Annotated in this window: 19 protein-coding genes and 2 tRNA genes; 14 read left to right on the forward strand and 7 right to left on the reverse strand. The window is 64.9% G+C overall.

Annotated features, from left to right (window positions below; all coding sequences use genetic code 11):
* Positions 1 to 4: 4 nt before the first annotated feature.
* The 5 genes from U9J41_RS24825 to ispB form a co-directional block, all read right to left on the reverse strand.
* Positions 5 to 1426 carry a DUF2169 family type VI secretion system accessory protein gene (locus U9J41_RS24825; protein WP_322404853.1) on the reverse strand — a complete coding sequence of 474 codons (1422 nt, stop codon included), beginning with the start codon at positions 1424 to 1426 and terminating at the stop codon, positions 5 to 7.
* Between the two features lie 13 nt (positions 1427 to 1439).
* Entirely contained in the window at positions 1440 to 3572 is a 2133-nt protein-coding gene (locus U9J41_RS24830) for a type VI secretion system Vgr family protein (protein ID WP_322404854.1), read from the reverse strand.
* 195 nt (positions 3573 to 3767) lie between these two features.
* A tRNA-Pro gene (locus tag U9J41_RS24835) sits at positions 3768 to 3844 on the reverse strand.
* 34 nt (positions 3845 to 3878) lie between these two features.
* Positions 3879 to 3955 (reverse strand) — tRNA-Pro (locus U9J41_RS24840).
* Between the two features lie 52 nt (positions 3956 to 4007).
* Positions 4008 to 4997, reverse strand: coding sequence for an octaprenyl diphosphate synthase (gene ispB, locus U9J41_RS24845; protein ID WP_322404855.1), 990 nt, complete (start codon positions 4995 to 4997; stop codon positions 4008 to 4010).
* A gap of 254 nt (positions 4998 to 5251) precedes the next feature.
* Between ispB and rplU the strand changes: the two genes are divergently transcribed.
* The 5 genes from rplU to proB all read left to right on the forward strand — a co-directional run bounded on the left by rplU (position 5252) and on the right by proB (position 8759).
* Positions 5252 to 5563, forward strand: coding sequence for a 50S ribosomal protein L21 (gene rplU / locus U9J41_RS24850; protein ID WP_036230184.1), 312 nt, complete (start codon positions 5252 to 5254; stop codon positions 5561 to 5563).
* 39 nt (positions 5564 to 5602) lie between these two features.
* Positions 5603 to 5875: a 50S ribosomal protein L27 gene (rpmA, locus tag U9J41_RS24855; RefSeq protein WP_322404856.1), complete on the forward strand. Its 273-nt coding sequence runs from the start codon at positions 5603 to 5605 to the stop codon at positions 5873 to 5875.
* Positions 5876 to 6087: 212 nt separating this feature from the next.
* Entirely contained in the window at positions 6088 to 7200 is a 1113-nt protein-coding gene (gene cgtA / locus U9J41_RS24860; protein WP_322404857.1) for an Obg family GTPase CgtA, read from the forward strand.
* Positions 7201 to 7203: 3 nt separating this feature from the next.
* Positions 7204 to 7644 carry a hypothetical protein gene (locus tag U9J41_RS24865; RefSeq protein WP_322404858.1) on the forward strand — a complete coding sequence of 147 codons (441 nt, stop codon included), beginning with the start codon at positions 7204 to 7206 and terminating at the stop codon, positions 7642 to 7644.
* Entirely contained in the window at positions 7641 to 8759 is a 1119-nt protein-coding gene (proB, locus tag U9J41_RS24870; RefSeq protein ID WP_322404859.1) for a glutamate 5-kinase, read from the forward strand. The genes U9J41_RS24865 and proB overlap by 4 nt, the downstream gene beginning before the upstream one ends.
* 17 nt (positions 8760 to 8776) lie before the next feature.
* Here proB and U9J41_RS24875 read toward each other — a convergent pair whose 3' ends face one another.
* Both U9J41_RS24875 and U9J41_RS24880 read right to left on the reverse strand, forming a co-directional pair.
* The gene (locus U9J41_RS24875) at positions 8777 to 9325 is read right to left on the reverse strand and encodes a hypothetical protein (RefSeq protein WP_322404860.1); all 549 of its coding nucleotides are present in this window, start codon (positions 9323 to 9325) and stop codon (positions 8777 to 8779) included.
* 389 nt (positions 9326 to 9714) lie between these two features.
* Positions 9715 to 10107 carry a VOC family protein gene (locus tag U9J41_RS24880; protein ID WP_322404861.1) on the reverse strand — a complete coding sequence of 131 codons (393 nt, stop codon included), beginning with the start codon at positions 10105 to 10107 and terminating at the stop codon, positions 9715 to 9717.
* Between the two features lie 174 nt (positions 10108 to 10281).
* On the opposite strand from U9J41_RS24880, the gene U9J41_RS24885 reads away from it, so the two are divergent.
* The 9 genes from U9J41_RS24885 to U9J41_RS24925 all read left to right on the forward strand — a co-directional run bounded on the left by U9J41_RS24885 (position 10282) and on the right by U9J41_RS24925 (position 19701).
* On the forward strand, positions 10282 to 11715 hold the full coding sequence (locus U9J41_RS24885; protein WP_322404862.1) for a UbiA family prenyltransferase: 1434 nt from the start codon (positions 10282 to 10284) through the stop codon (positions 11713 to 11715).
* Complete coding sequence (locus U9J41_RS24890; RefSeq protein WP_322404863.1) at positions 11709 to 13004, forward strand: FAD-binding oxidoreductase; 1296 nt, start codon at positions 11709 to 11711, stop codon at positions 13002 to 13004. The genes U9J41_RS24885 and U9J41_RS24890 overlap by 7 nt, the downstream gene beginning before the upstream one ends.
* 1 nt (position 13005) lies before the next feature.
* A complete protein-coding gene (locus U9J41_RS24895; protein ID WP_322404864.1) occupies positions 13006 to 13758 on the forward strand; it encodes an SDR family NAD(P)-dependent oxidoreductase in 753 nt (250 codons plus the stop codon).
* A gap of 12 nt (positions 13759 to 13770) precedes the next feature.
* Positions 13771 to 15804 (forward strand): hypothetical protein, encoded by a 2034-nt coding sequence (locus U9J41_RS24900; protein ID WP_322404865.1) that lies wholly within the window; start codon positions 13771 to 13773, stop codon positions 15802 to 15804.
* Positions 15801 to 16745 carry an NAD-dependent epimerase/dehydratase family protein gene (locus U9J41_RS24905; RefSeq protein ID WP_322404866.1) on the forward strand — a complete coding sequence of 315 codons (945 nt, stop codon included), beginning with the start codon at positions 15801 to 15803 and terminating at the stop codon, positions 16743 to 16745. Before U9J41_RS24900 ends, U9J41_RS24905 begins: the two co-directional genes overlap by 4 nt.
* Positions 16746 to 18035, forward strand: a complete 1290-nt coding sequence (locus tag U9J41_RS24910; RefSeq protein WP_322404867.1) for an NAD(P)/FAD-dependent oxidoreductase — start codon at positions 16746 to 16748, stop codon at positions 18033 to 18035.
* Complete coding sequence (locus tag U9J41_RS24915; RefSeq protein ID WP_322404868.1) at positions 18032 to 18433, forward strand: GtrA family protein; 402 nt, start codon at positions 18032 to 18034, stop codon at positions 18431 to 18433. The genes U9J41_RS24910 and U9J41_RS24915 overlap by 4 nt, the downstream gene beginning before the upstream one ends.
* Before the next feature lie 157 nt (positions 18434 to 18590).
* On the forward strand, positions 18591 to 19292 hold the full coding sequence (locus U9J41_RS24920; RefSeq protein ID WP_322404869.1) for a MotA/TolQ/ExbB proton channel family protein: 702 nt from the start codon (positions 18591 to 18593) through the stop codon (positions 19290 to 19292).
* Complete coding sequence (locus U9J41_RS24925; RefSeq protein WP_322404870.1) at positions 19282 to 19701, forward strand: ExbD/TolR family protein; 420 nt, start codon at positions 19282 to 19284, stop codon at positions 19699 to 19701. The genes U9J41_RS24920 and U9J41_RS24925 overlap by 11 nt, the downstream gene beginning before the upstream one ends.
* Position 19702 lies beyond the last annotated feature (1 nt).

A 19702-nucleotide genomic window follows, 5' to 3' on the forward strand; every position in this document is an offset into this window, starting at 1 on the left:
CCTCTCAAGCGATGGTTGGTGTAGGTTCGTTCGACTGGATTGCCGGCTGCGGAGCCTTGGGGTTCTGAGCCTGTTCGCGCAGCGCGTCCACATCAGCGCGTGACAGCATTCGCGCTTCAAGTACCCTGATGGCCGGCGCGGATGCGACGGTAGCGCGCCACACGCAAACGACAGAAGGCTTTTTGTCCGGGTTGTTAGCGTCGGGAACCACGTCGATGACGACCGTATCGAGCTTTGCGGCGAGTTCGCCAATGCGTCCGTCTTCAAAACGGACCAGCACGAACGGCAGATGTCCCGGCAGAGCCAACGGCAGGAGCGTGCTGCCCAATGCGTCTTGTGTTGTCCCTGTACCGGCTGGACAAAGGTTGTACAGCGTAATGGTTTCGTCGCCATCCATATGCGGGACAACTTGCTGGTCGGCGGGCGCGCCGTTCCAGTACGCAAAATTGAAATCGGCGGGCAAACTTGGGTGGCGGTTTTCCAGCCATTGCTGGTCGTAGGTGCCTGCCAGCCCCAGGCGCGGCCTCCAAGCACGCCCAATGATGCCAAAGCCATCTGGCTCGTATTCGTCGCCAAAGCGCGCCATGGGCTGGTTAGCGGGCTCTATTTGCGGCGCTGGCACGCGCTTTAGTTTCGTCGCGCGAAGATACCAGTCTTCCGCGAAGCCACGGCCTACCGGGTTTTGCTCGCATACCGTATGGGCGATTGCTTGCGGCGCATCGCCAGTGGCCGCGTTCTCGGGCTGCGGCACCTGGCCCGGCAACCGATGTTTTTTACTCACGCGCTTCGCTGACCGCTCGGTGACGAGTATTTTGTTCTCACCACCGTAGGCGTATTCGTAGCGCAGCGGCAGCGTTGTGATCGGTTGCGGTGCTGTCAGCTTCCATTTCGGGAGCGTGAACAGGGTCAGCGCCCGTATCAAGTCAGGACGCTTGCGCCATTCGCGCGCGCCCGTGATCGTTAGTATCTTGGAGAGAATGAGAGGGCCTTGCTTGGCCTGCGCCGTCAAACGGGCGCACTCCTGCCGCCATTCGGCCATACGTTCGGGCGATGCATGAAATGATGGATTCAGGCCGTGCGGTTCAGGCGGCAAATCCGGCTCGGTAGCTGCACCGTTGATCTTGAGAGCGACTGCAAATTCGCCGGTCGCGCGGCCCTGCGGCGCGTGCGCGTCGGCGATGACGACCACATCGGTATGCGGCTTGTACGGCGCAAGGTCGGATTCTTGCTTGACGCTGGAGCGGTTCATTTCGCCGTAGTACTCATCCGACGTTACCAGCGGCGTTTGCTCCGGCGCGAGCAAGAGCTTGCCGTCGTGCTCTAACTCGAAGGTGAGCCGCATAACGACGACGTGAAAGCGCTGTTCGTGCTGATCGAGGGCGTCGAACGCCATCGCAGGGTAGGGCGTGAGATTGCGGAATTCCATGCGCGCGGCCCGGTCAGTTGATATCGACGTCCTTGCCGGTTATCTGCACCGGCCCCGACGCCTCGACCCCGATTTGCGAACCATTGATGAAGATCTTGCCGTCCGCCGTCATCTTCAGGCTTGCCGCGCCGACCGTGATCGACAGTTCTTCGCCGGCCGTGATCGATATCGTCTTGCCGACCTTGGTGATCTGGTTGATGCCGACGACAGTCGCCATGATCGTGCCAACGTTGAGGTTGTAGGCGAGGCCGACGTTTTCCATACGGCCCATGCCAACGTTCTGCATGTAGGCCATGCCGACCGTTTCCGTCTTCATTCTGGCGACGTAGGTGGACCAGTTCTTGCCAATATCGTCCTTGCGGTTCTTGCCGATGGTCTTGACGCGGTTGCCGCCGATATCGATGGTTTCGTTTTTATCGACAGTCTCGGTTCGGTTGTTGTGGACAGTGATCGTCTCGTTGTTGTCCACCGTCTCTGTGCGGTCGTGCTTGATGTGCGACGTCTCGTCGTGGTCGATGGTCTTGCGGCGGTCGTTGCCGACCCACTTGTCCTCGTCGTGCTCGACTTCGGTCAACTGGTCGCGTTCGGCGTGCAGCCATAACTGCTCGCTGCCTTTCATGTCTTCGAAGCGCAGTGCATTGGCGTTGCCGTAACCACCCTTCGGCGTTGAACGGGTCAGGATGCCGCTCTGTGTTTTGTTCGCCGGTAGTTCCCACGGCGGCATGTTGGCTGCGTTTGGCACCATCCCAGTGATGAGGCCGCGATCTGGATTCCCATCCAGGAACTGCACGATTACCTCGGACCCGATACGCGGAATCGAGGTCATGCCGAAATTGGAACCAGCCCAGGCAGTGGCAACGCGGAGCCATGCGGAACTCCTATCGTCGAACTCGCCCTCGCGATCCCAATGAAACTGGACTTTGACCCGTCCGTACTGATCGGTATGGATTTCTTCGCCCTTCGGTCCAACGACTGTGGCCGTTTGCAGGCCGTAGATTTTCGGTTCTACACTGTTGAAGCCGCGACCAGGGCGCCACGGGATGACCTTGCGGATACACTTGATTCGGTTCTCGTAGTGAGGCGGACTGGCGTCGTTCACGTGGTAGTTGTTGCTGGCACTGTGACGCACCTCGATGATGAGGAATTCCCGGTCTTCCTTGCTGCCACCGTCCGGATGGCCTGTGAGACGGTACCAGCGGCCGGGGACCACGTTGCGGTTGTTACCCATGCCTTCGAACAACTTGCCCGCGTGTTCGAATTCTTCCATGTGCAGCGCCGCGAGACGGTCACCGTCTTGTCGATCTTTGAATCCATATGCACCCGCGTATTCGTAGGACTCCTTGTGGAGAACCATGCCTTGCTTGTTGCGCGTTGGGATTTCGACGGTTTCTGGCCGAGGTGACTTGAAATCGAAGGATGTCAAGGCCACGCTCGCAGGCACGATGTGCCGCACACCCGACCATTCATGGATGCCGTTTTCTTCCTGCGCGCCGGTATGACGCTGGAATGCAATCTCTACGCCGTCGATCGGTTCGGCAAAGGTTGAATCGTCACTCAATATCAGCTGGTGGCCCTTGGCCGTGTGTTCGTAGGCATAGTGCCAACCTGCCGTCTCCCATCGCCTGCTTAGGTAGTTGTGGTCGGACTCGTTGAACTGGCAAGCTTCGGTCATGAGCGGGTCTTCCGCATGGCGGCGGAATTCCCACTCGGGCAGTGCACGATACTCTTGAAAGATGCTCCTCGTCTGCTCGTACAGGGTCGCGCCATGGAACAGCATGCAGTTCTTGCGCAGGCTCAGATACTTCAGCCAGGGCCCGAGCGTGGCTTCGTAGAACGCGACATTGCCGTCAGTCCTGACAAAGCGGAAACTGAAGACGTAGCCGGTGAAGTAGCGCAGGCCGCCATCTTGCCGGACGAGTTCGACGGACAGCAGTTTGCCTTGAAGGTCTTTCAGTTCAAGCGAAGCGTTATCGGACAGTAGCTCGACAGTGAACTCGAAGTCGCGCGACAGTCCTTCGTCGGCTTCCAGCTTGTTGACCAGGAGCTCGGATCGGGGGCCGTCGAGATGCGGAAACGTCAGCCGCAGGATGCGCGCGTACTGGCGGTCGATGAGAAGTTCTTGGAGATTACGGAGTGCATTGCCCATGCCTTTTTCCTGTACTCAACAAAATGTTATTTTTAAAACAATAACGGCACGTACTATATACGTTTGTTGAGCTGGCGAGGAAAATCTTTAACACTTTCGTGCAATGCCCGTAGCGCGGATGATCTTGCGCGAGCAAAGAATCGAAACGTCGCGCCGGTCACGGTGGCGTCGTCGATGTTTCAGGAAGGGGGGAGGTGGTCGGGGTGAGAGGATTCGAACCTCCGGCCTCTACGTCCCGAACGTAGCGCTCTACCGGGCTAAGCTACACCCCGACTGGTATGGGTACTGCTGAGGGAGAAAAACAGATGGTCGGGGTGAGAGGATTCGAACCTCCGGCCTCTACGTCCCGAACGTAGCGCTCTACCGGGCTAAGCTACACCCCGACTGTTCGAGACTCCGCTGCCGGAATCTCGGGAAGGCATTACTATAGTTGCCTCAATGGTTCCTGTCAACAGCGAAGGTGCACAGCTGCAGCAGGCTTGCCTTGTATTCGCTCTCCGGCAGGTCGGCGATTGCGGCGGCGGCGCGGCGTGCCGCGGTCTCCGCTTCGCGCCGCGTAAAGTCCAGCGCGCCGCTGTTCGAGACGGCCGCCAGCACGGCGTCGAAATGGGTTTCGTCGCCCTGTTCGATGCAGGTGCGGATCAGTTCGCGCTGCTCCGGCGTGCCGTTTTCCATCACGTAGATCAGCGGCAAGGTCGGCTTGCCTTCGCGCAGGTCGTCGCCCACGTTCTTGCCGATCTCGGCGGCGTCGCCCGCGTAGTCGAGCACGTCGTCGATCAGCTGGAACGCGGTGCCCAGCGAGCGGCCATATTCGCCGGCCGCTTCGATCTGGTCGTCGTTCGCGCCGGCCACGAGGGCGCCCAGCTGGGCGGCGGCTTCGAACAGCTTCGCGGTCTTCGAGCGGATCACGCGCAGGTAGTTGTCGTGCGTGACGTCCGGATCGTGCATGTTCAGCAGTTGCAGCACTTCGCCTTCGGCGATGACGGTGGTGGCGCGCGACAGGATCTGCATCACGCGCATATTGTCCAGGGCCGTCATCATCTCGAACGAGCGCGAGTACAGGTAGTCGCCCACGAGCACCGACGCGGCATTGCCGAACATGGCGTTGGCCGTCTGGCGGCCGCGGCGCATCGACGATTCGTCGACGACGTCGTCGTGCAGCAGGGTCGCCGTGTGGATGAATTCCACGACGGCCGCCAGCTCGTGGTGGCCGGCGCCTTTGTAGCCGTAGGCGTTCGCCAGCAGCAGCACCAGCACGGGACGGATCCGCTTGCCGCCGGCACTGATGATGTACTCGGCGATCTGGTTCACCAGCGCGACTTCGGACTGCAGCCGCTGCCGGATCACCGCGTTGACGGCCTCCATGTCGGCTGCGATCGTGCGGGTGATGGGGTTCTGTTGTGCGGTTTGGGTGGCGGCGGACAAGGCGGACCTGCTGACGTTGGATGCGGATAGGTTTTGTTGAGTCGCGATTATACGACATGCAAGCAAAAACCGTCCTTTTTCCCAGTGGCGCCAGAGGGAATCGTCCAGCGCGACGGGCGTCAAGGCCGCGCCACCACAACCGTTTTGACGCCCCGCACCATTCCATGTATAATCCTCTGTTCCCTGAATCCCTGGCTGTGATTCTTGTGCCGGGAGCACGGGAAATTTCTTAACAATCAACGAGGTTTCAAATCATGTACGCGGTCATAAAAACCGGTGGCAAGCAGTATAAAGTTGTCGCTGGCGAAAAACTCAAAGTAGAACAGATACCGGCAGACATTGGTTCCGAACTCACTATCGATCAGGTTCTCGCCGTCGGCGAGGGCGAGAGCATCAAATTTGGTGCTCCGCTGGTGGAAGGTGCTTCGGTTCGCGTGACTGTTGTGTCGCATGGTCGTCACGACAAAGTGCGCATTTTCAAAATGCGTCGTCGTAAGCACTACCAGAAGCGTCAGGGCCATCGCCAGAACTACACCGAAATCCAAGTGGTTGCGATCAACGGCTAATCGCCGCGCGTCCCTATTCAGTCATCAAGGAGCATCTAAATGGCACACAAAAAAGGCGGCGGCACTACCCGCAACGGCCGTGACTCAGAAAGCAAACGCCTCGGCGTGAAGGTCTACGGCGGCCAGGCAATCAACGCCGGCGGCATCATCATGCGCCAGCGCGGCACGACGATCCGTCCGGGCACCAACGTCGGCCTGGGCAAGGATCACACCCTGTTCGCCCTGGTCAACGGCACGGTCAAGTTCGTCAAGCAAGGCGTCGGTTCGAAGCAGTACGTGACCGTCGTCGCTGCAGAAGCGGCTGCTGCTTAAATCAAGCGGCGCAAGCGGGGCCGGGCCGCAAGGCATGGTCCCGCGCAGTAGGGCGCGAGCCTTACGATCGATAGGCTCTGCCCTCAGGTAGGGCCTTTTTAATTTTGGCGTTGTCACCGTTAAGTGCGGAACGTTCCGCGGCCGTTCGTCTATCATGGATGCCCGGTCCGCTTTTAACAGTGACACAGCCTTTCGTTTTTGGTGGTCTCATCATGAAGTTTATCGACGAAGCACGCATCGAAGTCATCGCCGGCGACGGCGGCAACGGCTGCGCCTCGTTCCGCCGCGAGAAATTCCGCCCGTTCGGCGGTCCGGACGGCGGCGACGGCGGCCGCGGCGGCTCGATCTGGGCGGTGGCCGACCGCAACATCAACACGCTGGTCGATTTCCGCTTTTCCAAGGTGCACACGGCGCGCAACGGCGAGCCGGGCCGCGGTTCCGACTGCTACGGCAAGGGCGCCGAGGATGTCTACATGCGCATGCCGGTCGGTACCCTCATCGTCGACGACGTCACCGGCGAGATCATCGCCGACCTGACGGAACACGACCAGGTCGAACTGCTGGCCAGGGGCGGCGAGGGCGGCTGGGGCAACATCCACTTCAAGACGTCGACCAACCGCGCGCCGCGCCAGAAGACGGACGGCAAAGAGGGCGAGCGCCGCGCGCTGCGCCTCGAACTGAAGGTGCTGGCCGACGTGGGCCTGCTGGGCATGCCGAACGCCGGCAAGTCGACGTTCATCACGGCCGTGTCGAATGCGCGCCCGAAGATCGCGGACTATCCGTTCACCACGCTGCATCCGAACCTCGGCGTCGTGCGCGTGTCGCACGCGAAGAGTTTCGTGATCGCCGACATCCCGGGCCTGATCGAAGGCGCGGCGGAAGGCGCCGGCCTCGGTCACCAGTTCCTGCGCCACCTGAGCCGCACGGGCCTCCTGCTGCACATCGTCGACGTCGCGCCGATGGACGACAAGACGGATCCCGTCAAGGAAACGAAGGCGCTCGTGAAGGAGCTCGAGAAGTACGACGAGGAGCTCGTCAACAAGCCGCGCTGGCTCGTGCTGAACAAGCTGGACGTCGTGCCGGAAGAAGATCGTAAAAAGCTCGTCAAGGACTTCGTCAAGCGCATGGCCTGGAAGGGCCCCGTGTTCGAGATTTCGGCGCTGAACCGCGAAGGCTGCGAAGACCTCGTGCACGCGATCTACAAGTACCTGGAAGAGAAGCGCCACACGGAGCAGCGCTCGGAAGAGAAGCAGATGACCGAGGAAGCACGCGGCATCGCGTCGATCGATCCGGACGATCCGCGCTTCAAGATCCTCGAAGACTGATCGTTGGCAGTCTCCATCGCCCACATCGCAAGCGGCACGCGGCGCGCGCGCCTGCGCGGCCAGCTGCTGTCGGCCTGCGCCACCGCGCAGTCGCTGGCCGCGCTCGCGGCCCTGCTGAATCCGGACCGGATGGCGGATGCGATGGGACTGTTCCTCGTCGGCGTGAACGGCTACAGCCAGTTCTACGCCCTCTACGTCGGAGTGCGCCTCGCCACCGCGGGGCTGGCTCTGCTGGCGGCAAGGCAGGGCGACCAGCCCATCCTCGGCGACCTCGCAGCATTGTCCATCCTGGCGCAGCCGCTCGGCCGCTTCGTCGCGGCCTTCGCGATCGGCCTGCCCCAGGGCTTATTGTTCGTCGTCAGCGGGATCGAGCTGGCGGTCGGCCTGGCGCTGATCGGCCTGCGCCCGCAAGGACGCTTCCTGTCAATCCGACCGTCGCCATGAACTCCGCCATCCAACAAGCCCGCCGCATCATCGTCAAAGTAGGATCTTCGCTCGTCACCGACGAAGGCCGGGGCCTCGACCACGGCGCCATCGCGCGCTGGGCCGCGCAAATCTCCTCGCTCCGTTCGCTCGGCAAGGAAGTCGTGCTGGTGTCGTCCGGCGCCATCGCCGAAGGCATGCTGCGCCTCGGTTTCACCGCGCGCCCGACCGACATCCACGAACTGCAGGCCTGCGCCGCCTGCGGCCAGATGGGCCTCGCGCAGATCTACGAAACGAGCTTCCGCAGCCACGGCGTCAAGACCGCGCAGGTGCTGCTCACGCACGCCGACCTCGCGGACCGCGAACGCTACCTGAACGCGCGCTCCACGCTCACCACCTTGCTGCGCCTGGGCGTCGTCCCGATCATCAACGAGAACGACACCGTCGTCACGGACGAAATCAAGTTCGGCGACAACGACACGCTGGGCGCGCTCGTCGCCAACCTGATCGAGGCCGATGCCCTCGTGATCCTGACCGACCAGAAGGGCCTGTACTCGGCCGACCCGCGCAAGGATCCACAAGCACGGCTGATCGGGGAAGCGCAGGCCGGCGACACGTCGCTGGAGGCGATGGCCGGCGGCGCCGGCAGCAATATCGGGCGCGGCGGCATGCTGACGAAGGTGCTGGCCGCCAAGCGCGCCGCCCGTTCGGGCGCGCACACGGTGATCGCGTGGGGCCGCGAGGACAACGTCCTGACCCGGCTCGCGCACGGCGAAGCGATCGGCACGCAGCTGACGGCGCCGACGGCCCGCCTGACCGCGCGCCGCCAGTGGATGATCGACCACCTGCACACGGCCGGCACGCTCGTACTGGATGCGGGCGCCGCGCAGAAGCTCGTGAAGGAAGGGAAATCGCTGCTGCCGATCGGCGTGACTGCCGTGCGCGGCGAATTCGGCCGCGGCGCCCTCGTGGGCTGCGTGGACGACGCGGGCAACGAGATCGCGCGCGGCCTCACCAATTACACGAGCGGCGAAGTCAAACGCATCATGCGCCACGCGTCGAGCGAGATCGAGGGGATCCTCGGCTACGTCGAGGCGCCCGAGCTGGTGCACCGGGATAATCTCGTCCTGCTCTGATCCCGCTTGGCCGGCGCTCAGTCGGCCTTGAGCACGACCGCGTCGGCGACCATCATTTTGTCCTTGCCGGGACGGATGGTGACGCGCAGCGCGGCGACGTCGCGCTCGCCCGACGCGAACTTGTGCGCCACCTTCACGAATTCGCAATCCGCTGGTGCGTCGGCCGGCGTGCCGGTCCAGGCCACGTTCCACGTGCCCTGGGCGTCGCGGCTTTCCACTTTGTCGAGATGTTGCAGGGCTTTCGGATTCAGTGCGATGCGGAAGGCGCCGGCCCGGACGGATTCCTTGAACGTGAAGACAAACGCGTACGGCTGGCCGGGTGCCGGCGCGGCATTCGCGGAGGCAAGCCACTGGCCCGCCGCATCGCGGGCGTCGCCGAGCGTGCACCGGGCCGGCAGCGCCGCGAGCTTGATCGACGATTCCTGCGCTTCCCGGCGCAAGTCCTCGATGTTCTTGCGGACGTCCGCCGGCGGCTTCTGGCTGCATGCCGACAGCGTGGCGCAGGTGCCGCCCAAGGCCAGCAGGATGGATGGGATGGCGCGGGTGCGCGGGGAAAACACGGGCATGGTATCTCGGCAGGGTTGTGATAAAGGCGGCGCGACTGTAGCACGCCGTCCCTGGCCATAAATACGCGGATTGTCACCCGGCGTCAGGTACGCGGTTCGCGAGCAGCATGCGCACCCCCGCATACCCGAACACGCCGGCCAGCACGACGTTCACCCGGCGTTCGCCGGCGCGGTCGGCGCGCCGTGCAGCGTGGGTCGAAAACGCCAGCGCCTAGCAGCAGAAGATCGATGCGCAGATCGTCGCGCACGATGCGACGAATGCCAGCGCATCGGCCTGGCGCCCGCCTGCGGGCAGCGCCAGCGACACCACCACCGACAGCCGGAGGACGACGGACTTCCGATTCGTCAGGTGCAGGGCAAGAAGTGGCGTAGATGCATGTCGTGTCGTTTCAGGCGGGGTCGTGGCACACCACGCACAGCTTGTTGCCGTCCGGGTCGCGCAGATAGGCGCCGTAATAATCCGCGTGGTAGTGGGGGCGCAGGCCCGGCGCGCCCTCGTCGCTGCCGCCGTGCGCCAGCGCGACGGCGTACGCCGCATCGACGGCCGCGCGGCCGGGTGCGAGGAGGGCGGTCATCTGGCCGTTGCCCGCCGCATGCGGCTGGCCGTCGTACGGGGCGCCGATCAGGAACAGGGGGCGCGCCTGGCCTGGCACCTGCCACCCGGCCCAGGGCCGCGCGCGGTCGCGGAAGCGGGCTTCCAGGCCCAGCGCCGCCATCAGCGGCGTGTAGAACGCGAGCGCCCGTTCAAAATCGACGACGCCGATGAAGACGTGGGAAAACATCGTGACCTCATTGTCGAAAAAGATGACAAATCCTTACAATAAAAGCCGGGCACGCGAGGCTGAAATCAAGAAGCTGTTCATATTGCTCGGTTATAATACTGAACTTTTGCTATTAAGTATTTCACAGTGTTGGCGGTGCTGCACCAGTGCGCCAATCTCCTGCAGGACATCCAATTGAATACGGCTCCACTCATCGTCGACCTGGACGGTACGCTGATCCATACCGACATGCTGCACGAATCCGCGCTGCGGGTATCGCGCGACCGTCCGCTGGACGTGTTGCGCATCCCGTTGTGGCTTCTGCAGGGCAAGGCCGTCCTCAAGCGCCGACTGGCGAGCCGCAGCAGCTTCGACGCGTCGCTGCTGCCGTATAACGAATCGCTGCTGGACTGGCTCAAGGAAGAACGCGCGGCCGGGCGCCGCATCGTGCTGTGCACCGCCTCCGACCGCGCCATCGCCGATGCGGTGGCCGACTATCTGGGCGTGTTCGACGACGTGCTGGCCAGCGACGGCGACGTCAACCTGGCGGGCGACCACAAGGCCGACGCGCTGGAGCGGCACTACGGCCACGGCAACTTCGACTACGTCGGCAATTCCAGCGCCGACCTGAAAGTGTGGCGCCGCGCGCGCCGCGCCATCGTCGTCAACGGCGCCCGCGGCCTCGCGCGCAAGGCGGCCGAGTTGTGCAGCGTCGAACGCGAATTCCCGCCGCAGAAGCGCGGCTTCACGGCCTGGCGCAGGGTGCTGCGCGTGCACCAGTGGATGAAGAACCTGCTGCTGTTCGTGCCGCTGCTGGCCGCGCACCGCGTGACCGACATCGACGGCTGGCTGACCCTCGTGCTGGCGTTCGTGTCGTTCAGCCTGTGCGCCTCGACCGTCTACATCGCCAACGACCTGCTCGACCTGGAGAGCGACCGCGCCCACCCGCGCAAGCGCCTGCGTCCGTTCGCGTCCGGTGCCGTGCCGGCGTGGCAGGGCGTGCTGCTCGCGCCCGTGCTGCTCGCCGTCAGCCTCGCGCTCGGGGCCATGGTCGGCGGCACGTTCCTGCCCTGGCTCCTGTTTTATTTCGTGCTGACGTGCGTGTACTCGTGGGGCCTGAAGCGCGTGATCCTCCTCGACTGCATCACGCTCGCCATGCTGTACACCTTGCGCATCACGGCCGGCGCGGCCGCGCTGTCGATGCCGCTGTCGTTCTGGCTGCTGGCCTTCTCCGTGTTCCTGTTCCTGTCGCTGGCCTTCGTCAAGCGCTATGCCGAGCTGCAGACGCAGGCGCTGTCCGGCAAGCAGAAGGTGCACGGCCGCGGCTATTACACGAGCGACGAACCGCTCGTGCTGAACCTCGGCGTCACGGCCGGCTATGCGTCGGCCGTCGTGCTGGCGCTGTACCTGAACAGCGAAGTGGTGCTGGAACTGTACGCGCGTCCGGAAGCCGTGTGGGGCACCGTGCCCGTGCTGATCTTCTGGATCAGCTGGATCTGGATGCAGGCGCACCGCGGCCACATGCACGACGACCCCGTGGTGTTCGCCGTGAAGGACCGCGCCAGCCGGCTGGCCGGCCTCGCGTTCGGCGCCGCGCTCGTCATCGGCGCGCTCGGGTGGCCATGGTAAGAGTCTCGTCGTGGGGCAGGCTGGACAGCCACGAACACGACCTGGTGCCGCTCTCCGACCGCGACCAGGCCGTGCGCGCCGTCGCGGGCAGCCGCGGCCTCGCGCAGGGCAATGCGCGCAGCTACGGCGACGTCGGCCTGAACCCGGACGGCCGCCTGTGGCGCATGACGGGCCTGGACCGCTTCATCGCCTTCGATCCCGCCAGCGGCCGCCTGCGCTGCGAAGCGGGCGTGCTGCTGCGCGACATCCAGCGCATGAGTATCGCCCACGGCTGGCTGCTGCCGGTGACGCCAGGCACGCAGATGATCACGGTCGGCGGCGCCATCGCCAACGACGTCCACGGCAAGAATCACCACGTGCTCGGTTCCTTCGGCGACCACGTGCTCGGCCTGCGCCTGGCGCGCACGGACGGCCGCGTCATCGATTGCGGGCCGGACCGCGAACCGGGCTGGTTCGCCGCGACCGTCGGCGGCATGGGCCTGACGGGCGTGATCGTCGAGGCCGAGCTGCAGCTGCGGCAAGTCGCAGGACCCTGGCTCGTGACGGACACGGTCCCGTACCGCAATCTCGACGAATTCTTTGCGCTGGCCGACACGTCCGAGGCCGGCTGGGAGCAGACCGTGTCGTGGGTCGACTGCCTGTCGGGCATCGGCCGCGGCCTGTTCTTCCGCGCCAACCTGGCCGCGATCCCGGACCGCATCGCGCAGTCCGGACGCAAGCCGAAGCGCGTGCCGTTCGTGCCGCCCGTGTCGCTCGTGAACGGCCTCTCGCTGCGCGCGTTCAACGAAGCCTACTTCCGCGCCAACACGTTCAAGGCCGGCTACGCGGTCGCGCATTTCGAAACATACACCTACCCGCTCGACAACCTGCACGACTGGAACCGCATGTACGGTCCGCGCGGGTTTTACCAGTACCAGAGCGTGGTGCCGCGCGCGGCGGGACGCGCCGCGATCCAGGCGATGCTCGCCGCGATCAAGGCGTCGGGGCAGGGCTCGTTCCTGGCCGTGCTGAAGACCTTCGGCGACCGCGCGAGCCGCGGCATGATGAGTTTTCCGCAGCCCGGCGTCACGCTGGCGCTGGACTTTCCCAACCGCGGGGCGCAAACCGCGGCCCTGTTCGAGCGCCTGGACGCCATCGTGCGCGACGCGGGCGGGCGCATCTACGCCGCCAAGGATGCGCGCATGCCGCGCGACCTGTTCGAATCGGGCTACCCGCGCCTGGCCGAATTCTTGCAATACCGCGACCCGGGCATCAGCTCGGCCATGTCGCGTCGTCTGATAGGAAGCTGATATGCAGGATTCCCTCCAACGCATCGTGATCGTCGGTGCGACTTCTTCGATCGCCGAGCATTGCGCGCGCCTGTGGGCGACCAAAGGCCGCGTCGCGCTGACGCTGGTCGGGCGCGATGCGGCACGCCTGGAACGCGTGGCCGCCGACCTGCGCGTGCGCGGCGGCGGGGCGACCGTGCTTGTCCGCACCGTCGACTTCTCCGACCCGCGCGCCATCCGCGCGCTGGCCGACGCCGTCGTCGCGGACGGCATGCCGCAGCAGGTGCTGATCGCGCACGGCTCGCTGCCCGACCAGCAGCAGTGCCAGCGCGACCTCGACGCCGCGTACGAAGCGCTCGCCGTGAACGGCGTTTCTCCCGTGCTGTTCGCGGAAGCGTTCGCGGGTCACATGGAGCCGGCGGGCGGTGTCATCACGATCATCGGTTCCGTCGCGGGCGACCGCGGGCGCCGTTCGAACTATGTGTACGGCGCGGCCAAGGGCCTCGTCACGCGCTATGCGCAGGGCCTGCAGCACCGCCTGGCCGGCAGCGGCAGCGCGCTGAAAGTGGTGCTGGTCAAGCCGGGTCCGACGGCGACCCCGATGACGGCGCACCTGCCGCAGCGCGGCCTCGCGCCCGTCGAACAGGTGGCGCGCCTGATCGTGGATGGTTCCGCCGCCGGCAAGCCGGTGGTGTACGCGCCTGGCAAGTGGTTCGTGATCATGATGATCATCCGCCACCTGCCGGCGTTCGTCTTCAACAAAATGAATATTTGAGCGAGCAGGCATATGCTGGATACCCGAGAACTGCCGCGCAGCGGCACCCTGTCCACGTCGGCCACCCGTGGTGCGCCGTCCTTGCTCACCTGGGCCGTACTGTTCCTGCTGATCGTCGCGGCGCTGGCCGGCGTCGAATGGCACATGCTGCGTCACGTGAACCGCGAGGTGGGCGACTTCGCCGCCAACAGCCTGCTGATCCAGGACGCCAAGCGGTTGCACCTCATCTACGGCAATTATTCGCGGGTCGGCTTCAACCATCCCGGCCCGGCGATCCTGTACGTGCTGGCCTTCGGGGAACTGGTGTTCCACGACTGGCTGCACCTCGTGCCCTCGCCACTGTCCGGCCAACTGCTGGGCGGCATCCTGTACAACGCCGGCTGGATGGTGCTCATCTGCGCACTGGTGCGGCGCATTACCGGTGCGCTCGCGCCGGCGCTGCTGTTCACGGCCCTGCTCGTGCTGGGCGCGGCGATCAGCGACTACGCGATCGTGAACGGCATCTGGTTCCCGCACCTGTACTTCTTCCCGTACGCGGCGATGATCGTCGCGATCGCGCCGCTCGTGTACGGCCGGGCCGACACGCTGAAAGCGCTCGCCGTCGCCAGCGGCTTCCTGATCAACGGGCACGCTTCCTTCATTCCGATGCTGGGCCTGACCCTCATCGTCGTGCTGGCGGTGAACCTGCGCGTGTCGCGCCGCGACCGTTCGCTGCGCATCCTGTCGCGCGCCTGGTTCGCCCGCCACCGCGCCGACATCCGGGTGGCGTGCGGCATCCTGTTCCTGTTCTTCGTGCCTTTGCTGATCGCGACCGTCACGGAGTGGCCGGGACCGTTGTGGGACTATATCAAGTTCGGCCGCGGCAACAAGGGCAATCACCTGCCCGACGCGCTGAAATTCGTCGGCGTGTACTGGCGCCTGGGTCTCGCATCCATGTGGGGGCTGTTGGCCATCCCGCTGCTCGCCGTGTTCCTGTTGAAGGACAGGCGCGTCGAACCGGCCCGCTCGGACTTCGTGCGCGGCACGCGTGCGCTGGCCGTCACCTTCGGCGCCGCGACCCTCGCGCTGCTGTACTACGCCAAGGCCGGGGTCGACGACCTGAACCAGGTCTATATCGCCATCTTCTATTACTCGGTGCCCGCGATGTGCGCGGCGCTCGTCGTGCTGTACGCGTGCCGCGCCCTGGGCGCCCGCGCGGGGTCCGTGGCCGCCGGCGTGCTGGCGGTTGCCGCGGTGGCCGGCTCGTGGCACTGGGTCCGCCAGGCACCGATGTATGAAGTCTTCTACAACCAGCCGGGCGTCGTGAACCTGTACGACAAGCTGCGCGCGCTGCCCGGCCAGGGCCGCATCGTGCTGGACCTGGAGCAGGATCCGCGCACCTGGGGCGTCATCTGGGGCAATACGCTGGGCCTGCAGGCGTACGCGAAACGCCAGCACGTGGACCTCGTATGCGTCAACGAGAACTGGCACATCTCGAATACGAAACCCGGCAAGTGCACGCCGGACGAAGTGGCGCACAACCGCCGCTTCGACGTGCATCAGGTCGAGGCGCCGAACGCCGAGCGCGGCGACGGCGACGTCGAAGCGTTCGGCCTCGCGCTGTACCGCAAGGGCGCGCCGCCGCGCCATGCCGCCTACCTGACCGTCAAGGACGCGCCGGATTATTTCCGCCGGATCCTCGGCAAGGGCTGGTCCAAACTCGAAGGCGATTTCGTGTGGTCGGACGGCCCCGTCGTCGAGATCAACCTGCCCGCCGACCCGGCGCGCGGCCGCATGTTGACGCTGGACTTCGGCAGCTTCGTGCCGAACGGCGAAGTGCGCCTGGACGTGCAGGCCTTCGCGAACGGCAGACCGGCCGGCACGGCGACTTATAACTTCATCGAAGTGCGCCATCGCTTCACGCTGGACCTCGGCCCCGAGCCGACGGCCGCCCAGCACATCGAACTCAGGATCGACAAGCCGACCTCGCCGCAGCAGTTCGGCATGTCGCCGGACACGCGCCTGCTCGGCCTGTCGCTGTACGGAATCAGGAAGGACAACCCATGACCGATTTGGACCGCAAGATCATCCTGCCCGGCGGCGCCGGGCTGGTCGGACAAAACCTGGTGGCCCGTCTCATGGCGCGCGGCTACCGCAACATCGTCGTGCTGGACAAGCACCGCGCCAACCTCGACGTGCTGCGCCGCGTGCAGCCCGACATCACCGTCGAATACGCCGACCTGGCCGAGCCGGGCGAATGGTCGCGCCATTTCACCGACGGTTCGACCGTCGTCATGCTGCAGGCCCAGATCGGCGGCAACGACTGGAACGACTTCGTGCGCAACAACGTCGACGCCACGCGCCACCAGCTCGACATCATCAAGGGGCAGCCGAATACGCGCCTCGTCGCGATCAGCTCCTCGGTCGTCGTCTCCGTCGCCGACGATTTCTACACGCGTTCGAAGCGCGAACAGGAAGCGATGGTGCTGGCGAGCGGCATCGCGTGTCCGGTGCTGCGGCCCACCTTGATGTTCGGCTGGTTCGACCGCAAGCACCTGGGCTGGCTGTCGCGCTTCATGAGCAAGGTGCCCGTGTTCCCGATCCCGGGCCACGGCCGCTACATGCGCCAGCCGTTGTACGTGGGGGATTTCTGCAGCGTGATCATCGGCTGCATCGAGGACCCGTCCATCACGGGCGTCTACAACATCTCGGGCCACGAGGAAGTCGACTACATCGACATCATCCGCGAGATCAAGCGCGTGACCCGCGCAAGGACGCCGATCGTGAAGATCCCGTACAACCTGTTCTACGCGCTGCTCTGGGTGTGGGGCAAGTTCGACAGCAACCCGCCGTTCACGACGCAGCAGCTGGCGGCGCTCGTCGCGCGCGACAGCTTCGAGGTGATCGACTGGCCCGGCATGTTCAAGGTGCGGAGCACCCCGTTCGCGCAGGCCATCGACGAAACCTTCAACGATCCGAAATACAGCAACGTCGTCCTGGAGTTCTGAATGAAGCAGCGTATTGCCGTCCTGGGGGCGGGGCCGATGGGCCTCGCCGTGGCCTACCAACTGGCGCGCGACGGCCACCAGCCCGTCGTCTACGAAGCGGACGACCGCGTGGGCGGCATGGCCGCGCACTTCGATTTTTCCGGCACGTCGATCGAGCGCTATTACCATTTCCACGCGATCTCCGACCACGCATTTCTAAAGGTGCTGGATGAACTCGGGCTGGCGTCGAAGATGCATTGGGTCGCGACCAGGATGGGCTACTGGTTCAGGGGCGAGGTGCAGGACTGGGGCAACCCGGTCGCGCTGCTCAAGTTCCGCGGCCTGGGCTTCGCGGCGAAATTCCGCTACGGCCTGCATGCGTTCCTGTCGACCAAGCGCGACGACTGGAAGCCCCTCGACCACGTGGAGGCGAGCGGCTGGATCAAGCGCAGCGTCGGCGCCGAAGCGTGGGAAGTGCTGTGGCGCCGCCTGTTCGACTACAAGTTCTACGACTACAGCGACAACCTGTCCGCCGCGTGGATCTGGAGCCGCATCCGCCGCATCGGCCGCTCGCGCTACAACCTGTTCAAGGAAAAGCTGGGCTATATGGACGGCGGTTCGGCGACGCTGCTCGAGGCGATGCGCGCCGACATCGAACGGCACGGCGGCGACCTGCGCCTCAAGACGCCCGTCACGAAGGTCGTCATCGAGGACGGCAAGGTGAAAGGCGTGGAGGCGGGCGGCGCGTTCGAGGCGTTCGACAAGGTGATCAGCACGATCCCGCTGCCGTACGTGCCGCGCGTGATGCCGGACCTGCCGGCGGCGACGCTCGATGCGTTCCGCGCCAAGAAGAACATCGCCGTCGTGTGCGTGATCGCGAAGCTGAAGAAGCCCGTGACGGAGAACTTCTGGCTCAACACGAACGACGAGGAGATGGACATCCCCGGCCTCGTCGAATACACGAACCTGCGGCCGATGGGCGACCAGCACATCGTCTATGTCCCGTTCTACATGCCGGGCGAGCACCCCAAGTTCGCGGAGCCGGACCAGGCCTTCCTCGACAAGGTCAAGCGCTACCTCATGAAGATCAACCCGGCGCTCACGGACGCCGATTTCGTCGACATGCGCGCGAGCCGCTACCGCCATGCGCAGCCGATCTGCGAGCCGGGCTACCTGGACCGCCTGCCGCCGGCCAAGCTGCCCGTGGGCGGGCTGTGGGTCGCGGATACGTCGTACTATTATCCGGAAGACCGCGGCATCTCCGAGAGCATCGATTTCGGCCGCAAGATGGCGCGCGAGGCGGGCGCGTGATCAAGAGCTTCGCATCGCGCCAGTTTCTCGTCTTCCTGCTGACGGGCGGCTTTGCCGCGGCCGTCAACTTCGGCTCGCGCATCCTGTACAACCGCACGATGCCGTTTTCCAGCGCCGTCATCTGCGCGTACATCACGGGCATGATCACCGCGTTCATCCTGGCCAGGCTGTTCGTGTTCCGCGAAAGCCGGCAGGCCACGCACCACGCGGCCGGCTGGTTCATCCTCGTGAACGTGGTGGCCGTCGCGCAGACGTGGACGATCAGCATGCTGCTCGTGAAGTGGGCGCTGCCGGCGCTGGGCGTGACCGCGTTCGCGCGCGAGATCGCGCACGGGATCGGGGTCGTCGTGCCGGTGTTCAGCAGCTATCTGGGACACAAGCACTTCAGTTTCCGGTAATGGGCGGTCGATCTACCGCCTGGCCAGGGGACGACGATTTTTGGGGTGCATTATTCCATTCGATGGTAGTTTTTCATGCTCTCGTGTGGAAAAATATAATGCGAATAGGTGTGGCCATTGTGTTACATTCATTCGAAATTGAACAGAGAGGAAGCCGATGTCCAGATTGCCCCGCCTCGGCCTGTACGGCTTGTTGCTGCTCGCATCCCCGGCCCGGGCGCAGGGCCTGAACTTCGCCGCCGAACTGGCGCACGGCGGCCTGGGTATCGTGGCGATCGGCGCGCTGTCCGTGCTGGCGCTGGCCGTGACGCTCGAGCGGCTCGTCAACTTCCGCCTGGAGAAGGTGGCGCCGCCGGACCTGGCGGCCGAGGCGGAAACGCTGTGGCGCGCGGGGCGTTTCGACCAGTTGCGCGAGCGGGTGGCCGGCGGCGGCAACAGCCTCGCGCGCATCCTCGACTGGATGGTCGAGCACCGGCACCTGCCGGCCGAAAAGCTGGCGGCGCGCGTGGCGGAGATGGCGGGCGTCGAACTGCGCCTGCAGCAGCAAAAGGCGTATGCGCTGAACGTGGTGGCGACGGTCGCACCGATCGTCGGGCTGCTGGGCACCGTCGTCGGCATGATCGAGTCGTTCCACGTCATCGCCTTCAACGGCATGGGCGATCCGACCCTGCTGGCCGGCGGCATCTCCAAGGCCCTCGTCAACACGGCGGCGGGACTGTCGGTGGCGCTGCCGTCGCTGGCGATGCACCACGTCTTCCGCAACCGCATGGTCGGCATCGGCATCGCGCTGGAGCGCCAGCTGAACGGCGTGCTGGACGGCATGCCCGCGCGCACGCTGGAGGTCGTCCATGCGCATTGACCTCGGCGACGACGAGCAGCCCGAGATCGGCCTGATCGCCCTGATCGACTGCATCTTCTTCCTGCTGATGTTCTTCATGGCGGCGACGTCGTTCAAGCACCCGGACGGCAAGAAGCCGGAGAAGGACATGCACATCGTGCTGCCCACGTCGCAGGTCAGCCTCGACCGCGCCACGGCCGGCGCGGCGCCGCTGGTCATCGGTGTCGACGCCGAGGGTGCGTTCTACATCGATGACAAGCGGGTGTCGACGCAAGCCCTGCACGACCTGCTCAGGCGCGAGGCGGCGCGCGATCCGGCGCGGCCGATCCGCATCGACGGCGACCAGGCCGCGCGCTACCAGGACATCGTGCACGTGCTCGATCTCTGCCAGTTCGAGGGATTGACCCGGGTCTCGATGCACACGCGCTGAC

Origin of the sequence: Massilia luteola (genome assembly GCF_034420155.1) — a bacterium.
Lineage (GTDB): Bacteria > Pseudomonadota > Gammaproteobacteria > Burkholderiales > Burkholderiaceae_D > Telluria > Telluria luteola.